The organism is Ancylomarina salipaludis (assembly GCF_004122035.1).
GTDB lineage: Bacteria > Bacteroidota > Bacteroidia > Bacteroidales > Marinifilaceae > Ancylomarina > Ancylomarina salipaludis.
In genome coordinates this window covers 1-14,189 of sequence record NZ_SAXA01000013.1, presented here as the reverse complement: position 1 = coordinate 14,189, position 14,189 = coordinate 1, and the positions used below count along the sequence as shown (strand labels likewise).

Genomic DNA, 14,189 nt, shown 5'->3' with positions numbered 1-14,189 from the left:
TGTCGGGGCTTTTTTTGTAGTTAGTCGGTTGATTATCTTTAAAAAGATTATCTCCTTATTGTGTGAACAAGTGCTGGTTAGGCTTCCAGTTCGCGATTAATACTATCCGATAAACGCATAGATAATTGAATGTAACGCTTTTTAAATGCATCGTCATTTAGGTAGAGCGCAATTTTTTCTTGCCAATTCTTGGCTTGATCTGATAACTCCATAATGCGATGTTTGTTGGCCAGATTATTTTGATCAGATTTTTCTTTTTCAACCACTTCGATGTATTGATTAATCCAATTTTCATAATTGTTTAAGAATTCAGATCTTTCAAGATCTTTTCCCGAATGCATGCGAGCCACTGAGGCAATACTTTCAGTGTCGAGTAGTGCCGTGGCACCAACAGTTACGCCTAGTTTTTGTATAAAATTTCGTCTGTTATCTTTTTTCATAAATGACATTAATAAGAGTTGAAGATCCGAATATACCTAAAAGAACTTATTTATGAAAATCCCTAATGTAAATAGATTGTTAAAAATGGGGTTTAACTCAGTTTTATTTAGAGGTATAGGTGAATAAATAAAACTTTTGATATTTTTATTCATTCGTTAAATGAGTATAATAATCAAGTGTATGCAGAACCATATTCCAACCCGATCTGAAGCTTTTGAGCTCGTCAAACAGTATATTAAAACAGAAAGTTTAATCAACCATGCTCTTGCTGTAGAGGCGGTGATGCGCTATTATGCCCAATTGCATGGGCAAGATGTTGAGAAGTGGGGTGTTATTGGTTTGGTTCACGATTTAGATTGGGAAGTCGAACCGGAAAGGCATACTCTAAAAACAAGGGAGATTTTGGAAGCTGCCAATTGGCCGGAAGATTATATCCGGGCTGTTGAATCCCATGCTTTCGGTTCGTGTACCGAAGTTGTACCTCTGTCTCTTTTAGAAAAAACACTTTATGCTATAGATGAACTGACTGGTCTGATTACAGCAACCGCTTTGGTGCGACCGTCAAAATCGATTATGGACGTGAAAGTGAAATCTGTTAAACGCACATGGAAAACCAAGAATTTTGCTGCGGGTTGTCATCGTGAAACCATTGAAAAGGGAGCTGAGATGTTAGGTTTGGAACGCGGGGAACTGATTGAAGGTACACTAACAGCAATGCAGGGAATAGCTGAAGAATTAGGCCTGAAAGGAGTTGATTAATGATAAATTAAGAGTTATGAATTATAAATGAAATCCAGATTTGAAAAGACTTTAAAGAATCAAAATAAATCATATTTGATCAAGGTGGAAATCATACTACAATACATATAAATCATCATTCATAAATTATAATTCTTAATTCAAAAATCTCTGTTTTCTATCATATTTCTTCTCAAGGGAAAAATATATCTTTAGCGGATAATCGAAACAACCAGCTCACGAGAGCGACTAATCTAAATACAATGAAAAAACTACTTCTGTTTGTGTGTACAGCTCTGTTTTTTACAGCTTGTCAACCAAACGAAACAACGACGAAAAAAACGGTAAGTGTCGAAAAATCGAATATCGATAAAACGACAGTTGATGCTACAATTAGTGCATTGAAAGCTAAATTTCCTAAGGCTGATGAAAGTTTATTGATAAGAGGGGTGAAGCATGTTGCTAACCTTTGGACTGAAGCTGATGGTTCTTCTGAAGTTTTTAAAGCTTTCTGTGAAGAAAATTATGTTTCAGATAAAGAAGAACGTGAGCTGGTTTTCAATAAGATTTCACGAAATATCGAAATCATTACCGGTTACTTTAATAAAATTACGCTTGACTTGCTGGAACCTGTTCATTTAAATACGTTTGAACAACATCCTATTGATAACCAGTTTGGTGCATATAGCGTTGATGCGCACTGGCAAGATGATTTTTATAAAAATAAAATTGCATTTACAATTGCTTTAAATTTTCCTCCTTTTAGTTTGGAAGAAAAAGAAGCGATGGCTGGAAAATGGTCACGTTTGGAATGGGCTTATGCGCGTTTAGGTGATTATTTTACGGCGAGAGTTCCTGCTGAGTTGTTGCAAAATGCGGGTAAAGCTGCTGCTGAATCGGATGTTTATATTGCCGATTACAATATTTATGTAGGGCATTTGACTGACGCTAATAACAAGCGTTTCTTCCCAGAGGATAAGGTGCTTCTGTCTCATTGGAATTTACGTGACGAAATTAAAGCCAATTATGCAAATTCGGTTGATGGACTTGAGAAACAAAAGATTATCTATCAGGTGATGCAACGCATTATTTCTCAGGAAATCCCAGAAAAGGTGATTAATAGCGGAGAGTACGAGTGGGATCCATATACCAATGTGGTTTATCAGAATGGCAATACCGTTGAGGCAACTCCTGAGCCAAATGAAAGATATCAGCAAATTTTAAATAACTTCCATGCCAATAAGGCGATTGATCCATACTATCCAGATCAGAATACCTTTATTAAAAGACAGTATGCAGGTGCCAAGGAAATTTCACATGAAAACACCGAGAAAATCTTTACTGATTTCTTAAGATCAGAAGAAACTAAAAAAGTTGGTGAACTTATTAAGAAGAGATTGGGACGTGATTTGCAGCCATTCGATATTTGGTACGATGGATTTAAAGCTCGTAGCGGGATGGATGAGTCAAAGCTTGATGCTCAGACTCGAAAATTGTATCCTAATGCTCCTGCTTTAGAAGCAGATCTTGGAAACCTATTGATGAAATTAGGCTATGATAAGGAGCGTGCGAAATTCTTAGCAGATCATATTGCTGTTGATCCGGCAAGAGGTTCGGGACATGCCTGGGGTGGAGCTAAGAAAGGGCAAAAAGCTCATCTGCGTACCCGAATTGGAGCAAAAGGTATGGATTATAAAGGCTATAATATTGCCATTCACGAATTTGGGCACAATGTTGAGCAAACAATTTCCTTGTATGATGTTGATCATTTTATGCTGAATGGCGTACCTAATACCGCTTTCACTGAGGCTTTGGCTTTTATCTTCCAGAAGAGAGATATGATGTTGTTGGATATCAATGATGAATCTTCGGAAAAGGATGCTTTGAAGAAACTGGATTTATTCTGGAGTGCTTACGAAATCATGGGTGTTTCAGTATTGGATATTCGTGTTTGGAAATGGTTGTATGCTAATCCGGATGCAAGTGCCGCTCAGCTTCGCGACGCAACCATGCGTATTGCTAAAGAAATTTGGAATGAGTTTTATGCACCTGTTTATGGAATGAAAGATCAGACTATATTGGCTGTATATTCGCACATGCTAAACAGTCCATTATATTTATCGAATTATGCATTTGGTAATGTTATTGAGTTCCAGCTTGAGCAACAGCTTAAAGGAAAAAGTTTCCCTAATGAGGTTGATCGTATTTTTAAGCAAGGTCGTTTAACACCTAACCAGTGGATGCTTGAGGCTACTGGCAGTAAATTGTCAACCCAACCTTTGATTCAGGCCGCAAGTGAATCGTTAAAGAAATTAGCAAACTAATCAGTTTGATATAATGTTTTTTTAAGGGCATTCCGTAAGGGGTGCCCTTTTTGTTTACTTTTAGTGAATCGAAGTGGAAAATAAAGTAGCTCGTTTTATATGGAGAATCAATTTAAGAACAATGCCATACGCGGACCAATCAACTCCTGGTTACTGAGAATCATATCGGCTTATATGCATTATAAGTTTGGTGAGATGAAAAGAGTCTTGTTTAAGGATCATCCAGGTACTGTTGTTGAGATTGGACCGGGAAGAGGTGAGAATATGCGATATCTGAGAAAAGGAACGCATCTGATTGCTATCGAACCCAATGTGCATATGCATGCGGGCTTAACAAAAACAGCTCAAAAGTATGGCATCAATCTGGAGATTCGTTCCTTAACCGGAGAGGCTATTGATTTGGATGATGAATCCTGTGAATTTGTGGTGAGTACCCTTGTTCTTTGTACGGTTGAGGATTTGGAACAATGCTTAAAACAAGTGAAACGAATATTGAAACCTTCGGGTAAATTTGTTTTTATTGAGCATGTTAAAGCCAGAGATAATTCTGTTCTGGCAATGATTCAAAATTTGCTTCACAGGCCGTGGCACTATTGTTTCGAGGGCTGCCATACCAATCGGGATATTCAGCCATTTATCGAATCAGCTGGCTTCAATCGGTTGGAAATCGAATCTTATAATTTGTATTCTGTTATCGTCCCCATTATTCCGCAGATTAGAGGAATTGCTTTTAAGTAGTTTCATTATTCAGTGTTGTGTCAGAAATATAAAATTGGCTTCTTACTTTTTTGTATAAAGGACCTTTGGGTCTTAAATAAAAAAGGATTAGGTTTGTTGATAATTGGTCTATTATAAATAAGAAACGATTAACCAAAAAAATGAATCATATGAGTTTATTTGAAAGCTTTAACTTAGGTTCAACCACAGAATTAAAGAACCGATTTGTAATGGCACCCTTAACGCGATGCAGAGCGATAGACAATATTCCCAACGAGTTGATGGTAAAATATTATCAGCAAAGAGCAGGGGCAGGATTGATTATCAGTGAAGGTACTTCACCATCGCCTAATGGTTTGGGGTACCCCAGAATTCCGGGAGCCTACTCTGATGCCCAAATTGAAGGGTGGAAAAAGATTGCCGAGGCAGTTCATGCCAGGGGTGGTAAAATTTTTGTGCAGCTGATGCACTGTGGACGTATAACGGCTAAGCTAAATATGCCCGAAGGTAGCACAACCCTTGCACCATCAAGTATTCAGGCGGCAGGTGAGATGTTTACTGAGACGGGTATGTTTCCTCATGAAACGCCTAAGGCTATGAGTCTGGATGAAATTGAAGGCACTCAAAATGAGTTTGTTTTTTCTGCTAAGCGACTGATTAATGAGGCTGGTATCGATGGTGTTGAATTACATGCAGCTAATGGTTATTTACTGGATCAGTTTATCAATCCAAGATCGAATCTGAGAGATGATCGGTATGGAGGATCGATTGAAAATAGGGTTCGATTTGTATTGGAAACAGCACAAAAGCTTGTTGATGCCATTGGGGCTGATAAGCTTGGAATTCGTTTTTCTCCTTATGGGGAGTATAACGATATGTTATCCGATTATGCAGATTTGGAGCAAACCTATATCTATTTATCACAAGAGTTAGCGAAAATGGATTTGACTTATATTCATATTGTCGATCATAGGCTTGCTTTTGGTGCACCTGATTTTGCAACAGACATTAAAAATACAATTAAGAAAAACTTTAAGGGAACTGTTATTTCAGGTGGTGATATCGATTCTGAAGAGAAAGCGCAGGCTATTTTAGACAGTGGTTTAGATTTGGTTTACGTAGGACGATCTTTTATTTCGAATCCAAGTTTTGTTGAAAAAATACAAAACAAAGCGGAATTGGTAGCTCCTGATATGGAGACCTTTTATACTCCGGGTGAAAAAGGTTATACCGATTACCTTTAAATTTAGACTTAATTAAATCGTTGAAAGCGACTTGGATGTTTATTCAAGTCGCTTTTTTAGTAGATGCTATTCAGATTGTGATTAATCCGGAATTAAAATTAATATCATAATTGCTGAATTTGGATAAAGATAATTTGTATGATAATGTTTAAATTCGGGAGTTATTAAACAGGAGTCTTTGCTTGCCTGACTTTAAAGTGGTATGGAAAGCTATGCCTTTTGAGATCGCCATCAGTATAGAAAGACCTTTATTAAGCATTGAATAACCTAAATCAAAAATCCCAAAACTAAATGACAAGAGAAGAACGTGTTAAATTTTGTAGGGTTTGTGACAAGTCTAAATTCGATACGAAACAAGGTATTGTGTGTGGACTAACAAATGCCAAGGCTGATTTTGAAGAAGAATGCCCTGATTTTACAGGTGATAATGAGGAGGTGTACGTTTATCAAGCACCCAAAGAAAAGAAAGGACTATTGGTTGAGAAGACTATTGAATTCTTCGAATTACTGACGCCCAAACCAGGCTTTTTTATGAGTCCCATTATCATCATCTTTTGTGTTTTGGTATTTGTTTCAATGGTGCTTTCCGGAGTGCATTTAATCGATCCAAGTGTCGAGAATCTGGTGGCTTGGGGTGCCAACTTTACCACTTTAACTTTTCAGGGACAATATTGGCGTTTGCTGAGTAATTGTTTTCTGCACATTGGGTTGATTCACCTCTTGTTTAATATGTATGCGCTCCTTTACATTGGTTTGTTGTTGGAGCCCATTATTGGAAAATGGAAACTGGGGTTTGCTTTTATCCTAACTGGTATAGGGGGTAGTTTGCTTAGTTTGGCCTGGCACGATATGATTGTGAGTGCTGGTGCATCGGGCGCTATCTTTGGTTTGTATGGGGTGTATCTTGCTTTGCTAACAACCAATTTGATTGACAAGGAAAGTAAGAAAGGAATTCTGGTAAGTATTCTCATTTTTGTGGGATACAATCTGCTTTTTGGTTTAAAAGGCGGTATCGATAATGCGGCACATATTGGTGGTTTGTTTTCGGGTATACTTTTGGGCTTTTCGTTTTATCCCAGTCTCTCAAATCAGGAAGCGAAATTGAAAGGCTTACTTATTCCGGGGCTGACTTTTATCTTCATTTTGTGTTGTGGTGTGATCATTTTAAGATCACCGAAAATATCCGTTATATACGAAAGGCATATGTCTGAATTTGTTGAGGTTGAGCAAAGGGCTTTAAGTGTTTATCCTCAGTACATAACTGAGGTAAATCTGGATGCGATCAATAAAGATGGTATTCCTAACTGGCAAAAATGTAAAGACATTATTTTAAAGCTTGATGAGATGTCAGGTTTCTCTGAAGAGATGTATCAACGAAATGCTTTATTGAAACGATATTGTGATTACCGGATTGAGAGTTATAAATTGATTGCAAAAGCTTCAGAAGATCGAAATCCAATATTTTTTCGTCAAGTTGAAGCATATAATCAGGCTATTGGTTTTATTATAAGAAAGTTGAAAGGCGAGGTTGTTGCTGATAATCTAATGCGATATAAGGCCCCGGAAGAGTATAAGCCTGTAAGAAGAGAGTTTTTTAAAAGCACAGTGAACGCGCAATCTCCATTGTATATTATTGATGGCGAAATTTCAGAAGATATGATGCATATCGATCCTAAGAATATTAAAGAAATGAATGTGATGAAAGGTGCGGCTGCGGAAGCTGTGTATGGTTCTAAGGGGAAAAATGGCGTTGTTATTATCACAACAAAGTAATGCTGTTGATTTTATTTGTGGATGATAAGTCAATTTTATAAGCCCTCATCAGTTTATTCTGATGAGGGCTTGTTGTGTAAATATTCAAGAAATATTAATCAAGACCAAAAGCGTAATAATAATTGCCCGGGTAATTTTCATAAAAGCCGGAGAGCATAATGCCGCCCTCTTTATTGTCGACATAGGTTTTAAATTCTTCAACAGATTTAATTTTTTTGCCATCAACCCGTGTGATAATAAACCCCTCTTTCATATTGGTTTGGTGTTTGATTAGTCCCGAGTGGATTTTGTCTACACGTAAACCATTTGAAATTTCAAGTTTACTAAGCTTATCTTTATCAAGCTCTTTTAGTTCAATACCCAGTCTTGTTAAGATTTGTTCATTCTCTTTTTTGTTCAGGCCAGTGTCTCCTTTTTCATTTCTTAAGGTAATGTTGAAGATTTTGTTTTTTCCAAAGCGATCAACTTCCAGGTTTAATTTATCACCTGGTCGGTGTCTGGCTATAATCTCCATGAGTTCGGAGGTTGATTTTGTTTTGGAACCATTAACTTTTAAAATCACATCACCTTTTTGAATGCCGACATCTGAAGCTGCACTGTTTTCAGGTAAACTATCGACATAAACCCCTTCGGTCACTTTTAGGTCTTTTTCCTTGGCAAAGTTTCCATCAATATTACGTATTAGAATACCCAAATACCCACGTTGTACAAAGCCGTATTTCAGTAAATCTTCAACCACCTTACTGACAATATTTGATGGGATTGCAAAGCCATAACCCGAATAGGCCCCTGTTGGGCTGGCAATGGCTGTGTTAATTCCAACCAGGCCTCCTTTTAAATCGACCAGCGCTCCACCACTGTTGCCGGGATTAATAGCGGCATCGGTTTGAATGAAGGATTCAATTGCACTTCGATTTCGCAGGATGTTGATATTGCGACTCTTGGCACTGACAATACCTGCTGTAACAGTTGAATTGAGATTGAAAGGATTTCCTACGGCAAGTACCCATTCGCCCACTTCAATTTCATCGGAATTGGTAAAGGGAATATGAACCAGGTTTTTTTCTTTAATTTGAAGCAAAGCCAAGTCGGTTGTTGGGTCTGTGCCAATCACTTTGGCTTTGTAAACCCGGTTGTCGTGCAGATTGATTTCGATATCATCGGCGCCTTCAATCACATGGTTATTGGTTACAATATAACCATCGGCATTAATGATAACACCCGATCCGCTTGCTATTCTTGATTGTGGTCCTCGTTGTTCAGGATTCTGTGGTTGTATACGTGAATATGGCCCAAAAAAGTCTTTAAAAAGATCATCATTAAAGAATTCTCTAAAAGGAGAGGGAACTGATCGTGAATTCGGTTCTGATTGGATTTGTGTTGATTTAATGTGAACAACGGCATCCATAACTTTTTTTGAGACATCTGTAAATTGCAGTGGCGTATTTTCACCATTTTTTAAAACACTATAGCTTGCTCCGTGCACAGGTGTTTCGGTAATGTGTTCAATTCTGATTGATTGTTTCTTTTCGCTCAAAAAGAGATAGCCACCTAATGTTATGACGCCTCCCATAATTGCAGCTAAAAGGAGTAAACTGAATTTTTTCATTTTTATTTACTTTTAATGATTTATATTAAATGGTCAGTAAACGAATTCATTGTAGAACCGAATTACTGACTAAAAACTGACGTGCAAAAATCTAAAGCAATGCCTAAATTGTTTTTTTTAGATATAAAAATGAGTTTAGGGCAGGCTCTTGACCTGCCCCCTTATAGTTTATGTAATTGATATCATCCGTGAAGGTTTGGGTTTTGCTTCTTCTTTTTTTGGAAGATGAATGCAAAGAATACCTTCATTGTATTTGGCTTTAATTTTATCGCCATCAATCAAATCAACGGGGAGTCGAAACGATCTGCTAAACGATTGATAAGAGAACTCTCTGCGGGTATATTTACCTTCTTTGCTTTCGGTTTCATTTTTGATTTCAGAGGAAATGGTTAATTGGTTATTATCCAAATTAATATCGAAATCATTTTTTTTCATTCCCGGAGCAGCTACCTCAATCGTGAATTCATGATCGTTTTCAAGAACATTCACAGCGGGTAAAGTTGTGTTTGTGTTCGAAAAGTTTGAATTACTCCAATCCATCCAGTCTCGTGAGAAGAGATTGTCAAATAAGGATGGAAATAAATTGTCTGAATTTCTCTTTACTAGTGTCATGATAAATCCTCCTTAATTAAATTTTGTGATCATTAAATAATCATCAGTTCTATTTAAAAATATCGGAATCGCGATCCGTTTCCTTTTGATCAAATTGAATGCCAAACTGTTTTTTTTGAATGAGATTGATGGTGTTCTATGTCTGATTGTCAGTATTTTGTAAGGGGTATGGGGTAGTTGCAATTAATGGGAATTAAAATGAAAAAATGACATTTATATTGTCAGATTGACGGCTTGTGATGGGGCTAACAGTAAAAATGACATTATTCTCGTGGCGCCATTGAAAATGGATTGGATTTTATGTCACATTCAATCATATAAAGCTTAATTCTATAGGATAATAATAAAATGGATGCGTTGTTTTCGTTTTTTTTAAAACTGCAATCGTTAACGTGTTCATCCCTTTAAAATCAAGTGGTCTGCAATGATTCATATTAAAAGGATTTGAGTATCTTTAATTTTCGAAAGAATCTTAAGTCAAATTAAAAATAATAGCGAATGATAGAAGAAGTTGTAAAAGTACATGATAAGTTTTCAGTGGAGATTAAAATGGGCTACGAAGCTCGTAAAGATCGAAAGGTGAATGAATTTTCGGTTAAGACCTGGTTATTTATCCCAAGTAAGCTGGATATTAATTCGTCGACTTATAAGAAAGAGGACTTTTACAACGATTTTAATTCCAACATTCGTTTAATTACGCCCCCTTATTTGTTAAGGGAAATTGCTCACGGCGATCAGTCTGTTTTTTCTTATTTGAAGGAAGCCTTTGAAAAGGTGGCGAACTATCCCGGCCCAAAGAATGAGGCGAATTACGAGTATCATATTCGTATGTTTCATTCTATTCTCAAGTCGGCACTTCGAAGAGAGATTCAGCATATTTTAAATAATGATATGTCTGATGACAGGCGTTATTTGATTGATGCTTATATCGAAAATGTGAGAACGATTGCTCAGCATTATCGCGATTTGCGTCCTATTGTCAATGTACCTACCATTCAGAAAGAAATGTTCGATTATTTTTTGTTTGGCGACGAGTTCATGAGTAATCAGTTCGAACAGAATAGTGCTTATTTATACCGAGGATTGCGGAAGAGATATCCTGCCGATTTTGATCGAAGTAAAGACGAGATTCTGAACTTAATAAAAGACGAAATTGCTTACAAACGTGCCAAGGGGTATCTGGTGGTTGAGAAGGATTCTGCAGATCGTAATCGCTGGTTGGTTCATCGCAAAGGGGTGTTCAATAAATATTTCGAAGGGCAGCTATTACTCTCCTCCCGTAAGAAAAAGGAAGGTCTTTTTATGATGCAGTTGCTCTATAGCATTGCAGCCGGAATGGCTATGATTATTGGTGCTGCACTGACCTTTATTTTTCAAAAAAGTCTGGGAGGTTTCACAATACCCTTGTATGTTGCTTTGGTTATTATTTACATGCTTAAGGATAGAATTAAGGATTTGAGTCGTCATTATCTGGTTGGGAAGATTAATAAGCGTTTTTTCGATCATAAGACAATCATTCGTGTAAAAGGGGATGAGAAAATTGGTTGGTGTAAGGAGAGTTTCGACTTTGTGAGCGAAGATTCGGTTCCTCTTCGAGTCATGAAGCATCGCAATCGCTCCCGGATTATCGATATTGAGAGTCGGGGTGTGGGCGAAAAGATTATTTTTTATCGCAAGCTGTTGCGATTGGATCAAAAGGCTTTGGATAATTCTTACGGCAGTTACAATATTACGGGTGTGGTCGATATTATTCGTTTTAATGTGTCTCGCTTTATTCAGAAAATGGACAATCCTGAGATTCCTCTTTATTATTTGAATGATGATGAGTTTGAGAAACTATCCGGTGAAAAGGTTTATTTTATGAATATGGTGCTCCGATTCAAACTGGACGATGAAACGGCTTATCGCCGTTACCGAATTATCTTCAATCGCCGTGGAATTAAAAAGGTGGAGAAGGTTTAATTTGAAACTGATATATATTTGAAAACGGTTTCCCTTAATTGGGAAATCGTTTTTTCGTTTTGGGGTGGATTAAAATAGGGATAGTATTCAGTATCTGTTTTCAGTTTAAAGTATAATTATGCTTATCTTTCACGAGGTTTTTATTTTTAATTTAAACTTAAACTGACAAACATATAATTAGACGTAAGGATGAATAAATTATTCCATTTAGCACAGGTGTTGTTTATTGCGACGATGCTTGTTTCATGCAAAACACCAAGTCCCAAGGATCTTTCAAAGGAAAATCTGATCCCCAAACCCAGTCAGCTTGTTGCTACGGGCAGTTCTTTTGACTGGACACATAAAACAAAAATTTATGTACAGGCAGATTATCAGGAAAGTCAGGATATTGCGCAATATTTGGCTGATTTGATTGCACCGGCTACAGGTTTTCAAACCGAAGTGAAAGCTGTTAAAGATCCGCTTTCGAAGCGAGGCATCATCTTGCTGACTTCGGAAACGAATAAGGCTTTGGGTGATGAGGGCTATCAACTGGAGATTACTGAAAAACGTGTGGTATTGGAGGCTTATCAATTAGCAGGTTTGTTTAGAGGGGTGCAAACCATTCGCCAACTGTTACCAGCCAGAATTGAATCAAAAGATCTGCAGGAAGGTCCCTGGGAATTGGCAAGTGGTCGGATTGAAGACAAACCCGAATATGGTTACCGTGGGGCTATGCTCGATGTGGTGCGTCATTTCTTCGATGTAGATGATGTAAAACGTTTTATCGATTTGATAGCGGCCTATAAGATGAATGTTTTGCATTTGCATCTGACTGATGATCAGGGATGGCGAATTGAGATTAAATCGTGGCCCAATTTAACTGCACATGGTGGCAGCACTCAGGTAGATGGCGGTAAAGGCGGATTCTATACGCAATCTGACTATGCCGAAATTGTGAAGTATGCCGGGGCGAGATACATTACTGTGATTCCTGAAATTGATATGCCGGGACACACCAATGCGGCTTTGGCCTCTTATGCCGAACTGAATGCGGATAATAAAGCCAGAGAACTGTATACGGGAACCGATGTGGGTTTTAGTACATTGGATGCCAACAAGGCGATTACCTATAAATTTATTGATGATGTGATTGGTGAGTTGGCGGCTATAACGCCGGGTGAATACATTCATATTGGAGGGGACGAATCGGATGCAACCAAGAAAAATGATTACATCAAGTTTGTAAACCGGGTTCAGGAAATTGTGAATGCTCATGGTAAAAAGATGATGGGCTGGGCGGATATTTCTGCAGCCAATCTCAAAGAAAATACCATCGCACAATTTTGGCACACCAAAACGCAAACGGCTTTGGATGCCGTGAATCAGAATGTGAAGATTATTATGTCGCCAGCCAGGAGAGCCTATATGGATATTCAGTACGATTCGCTTTGCCCTCTAGGTCTGCATTGGGCGGGTTATACCGAAGTCGATGATGCTTACGACTGGACTTTGGAAACGAATGTTGATGGGATTGGTAAAGAATCGATATTGGGAATTGAAGCGCCGCTTTGGACTGAAACGGTTGAAACGATTGATGATATTGAATATATGGTTTTTCCACGTCTGCCGGGTTATGCCGAATTGGGCTGGTCGAATCATCCGGATAAATCGTGGGAGGAGTATAAGATTCGATTGGGGAAACAGAAGTCTCGTTTTGAGTTTATGGGAATTAATTATTACCCTTCAGCCTTAGTCCCCTGGGAAGATTGAGTTAATTGATGATGATGAGTTATGAATTATAAATGATGAATTAATTGATAATGATGAATTGTAAATTGTTAATTATTAATAATTTGATTCACTGTCTATGTAAAAGTAGCAACTCTACAGCGTAACTATTTGGTGGTTTTATATTTCTATTGGAATCTGTAATCAAATTGGATTTGCGAGTATGCCATCTCTTAAGACGCGATTGATTAAAAATCTTTTATTTCGCTCAAGCTGCTGAGCTTGTCCTTTTTTATTCACTTATTATAAAAAACGGGTGTTCATGAATTTGCTTAGCTCGTTTCCTGAAAGAAAAGGATCCAAAATTTATCACAGTCATTCGGAACCGGCTCCAGTTGTCCCATTACGGTTTGAAGATTGCACAGCAATGAGCCCAAAGGGCTCGAATCCCATTAGCCCGAAGTCAAGTCACGGAGTGACTGCCACTTCGGGCTATTGGCATCAGGTAAATCCATCGCAGGTACAGCAGTTAATCAGGGCGCTGTGTTCATTAGCGATGGAATGAATATCGTTTTGTCTTTTAGAAAGAAGTCTTTGATAAAGTGTATTCTTGAAAGAGCTTGTGTGAATCAAAATGCGAAGATTATTAAAATAATTAAACCTTAATTCACTGTCTATGTAAATGTAGCAACTCTGTAGAGTAACTATTTGGTGGTTTTATATTTCTATTGGAATCTGTAATCAAATTGGACTTGCGAGTATGCCATCTCTTAGGATGCGATTGATTAAAAATCTTTTATTTCGCTCAAGCTGCTGAGCTTGTCCTTTTTTATTCACTTATTATAAAAAACGGGTGTTCATGAACTCGCTTAGCTCGTTTCCTGAAAGAAAAGGATCCAAAATTTATCACAGTCATTCGGAACCGGCTCCATTTGTCCCATTACGGTTTGAAGATTGCACAGCAATGAGCCCAAAGGGCTCGAATCCCATTAGCCCGAAGTCAAGTCACGGAGTGACTGCCACTTCGGGTTATTGGCATCAGGTAAATCCATCGCAGGT

The 14,189-nt window shown here is 37.8% G+C and carries 11 protein-coding genes; 8 read left to right on the top strand and 3 right to left on the bottom strand.

The genetic code is table 11. The features are described from left to right. Positions 1-77: 77 nt before the first annotated feature. Positions 78-440, bottom strand: coding sequence for a hypothetical protein (locus tag EO244_RS13140; protein ID WP_129255147.1), 363 nt, complete (start codon positions 438-440; stop codon positions 78-80). Between the two features lie 160 nt (positions 441-600). Between EO244_RS13140 and EO244_RS13135 the strand changes: the two genes are divergently transcribed. The 5 genes from EO244_RS13135 (at position 601) to EO244_RS13115 (ending at position 7,237) form a co-directional block, all read left to right on the top strand. Beyond that, on the top strand, positions 601-1,200 hold the full coding sequence (locus EO244_RS13135; protein ID WP_241687985.1) for an HD domain-containing protein: 600 nt from the start codon (positions 601-603) through the stop codon (positions 1,198-1,200). A gap of 242 nt (positions 1,201-1,442) precedes the next feature. Then, on the top strand, positions 1,443-3,503 hold the full coding sequence (locus EO244_RS13130; RefSeq protein WP_206734566.1) for a hypothetical protein: 2,061 nt from the start codon (positions 1,443-1,445) through the stop codon (positions 3,501-3,503). Between the two features lie 99 nt (positions 3,504-3,602). Continuing rightward, positions 3,603-4,241 carry a class I SAM-dependent methyltransferase gene (locus EO244_RS13125; protein ID WP_129255146.1) on the top strand — a complete coding sequence of 213 codons (639 nt, stop codon included), beginning with the start codon at positions 3,603-3,605 and terminating at the stop codon, positions 4,239-4,241. Positions 4,242-4,390: 149 nt separating this feature from the next. Next, positions 4,391-5,464 carry an alkene reductase gene (locus EO244_RS13120; RefSeq protein WP_129255145.1) on the top strand — a complete coding sequence of 358 codons (1,074 nt, stop codon included), beginning with the start codon at positions 4,391-4,393 and terminating at the stop codon, positions 5,462-5,464. 291 nt (positions 5,465-5,755) lie between these two features. Beyond that, complete coding sequence (locus tag EO244_RS13115; RefSeq protein WP_129255144.1) at positions 5,756-7,237, top strand: rhomboid family intramembrane serine protease; 1,482 nt, start codon at positions 5,756-5,758, stop codon at positions 7,235-7,237. Positions 7,238-7,331: 94 nt separating this feature from the next. On the opposite strand, the gene EO244_RS13110 is transcribed toward EO244_RS13115, so the two are convergent. Next, positions 7,332-8,846: a Do family serine endopeptidase gene (locus EO244_RS13110; protein WP_129255143.1), complete on the bottom strand. Its 1,515-nt coding sequence runs from the start codon at positions 8,844-8,846 to the stop codon at positions 7,332-7,334. Positions 8,847-9,014: 168 nt separating this feature from the next. Further along, the gene (locus EO244_RS13105; RefSeq protein ID WP_129255142.1) at positions 9,015-9,458 is read right to left on the bottom strand and encodes an Hsp20/alpha crystallin family protein; all 444 of its coding nucleotides are present in this window, start codon (positions 9,456-9,458) and stop codon (positions 9,015-9,017) included. Between the two features lie 498 nt (positions 9,459-9,956). Here EO244_RS13105 and EO244_RS13100 point away from each other — a divergent pair, with 498 nt between their 5' ends. The 3 genes from EO244_RS13100 to EO244_RS17035 form a co-directional block, all read left to right on the top strand. Further along, positions 9,957-11,420, top strand: a complete 1,464-nt coding sequence (locus tag EO244_RS13100; RefSeq protein WP_129255141.1) for a hypothetical protein — start codon at positions 9,957-9,959, stop codon at positions 11,418-11,420. Positions 11,421-11,609: 189 nt separating this feature from the next. Beyond that, positions 11,610-13,172: a beta-N-acetylhexosaminidase gene (locus EO244_RS13095; protein WP_129255140.1), complete on the top strand. Its 1,563-nt coding sequence runs from the start codon at positions 11,610-11,612 to the stop codon at positions 13,170-13,172. 817 nt (positions 13,173-13,989) lie between these two features. Further along, on the top strand, positions 13,990-14,189 hold a 200-nt coding region (locus EO244_RS17035), incomplete at its 3' end, for a hypothetical protein (protein WP_206734565.1).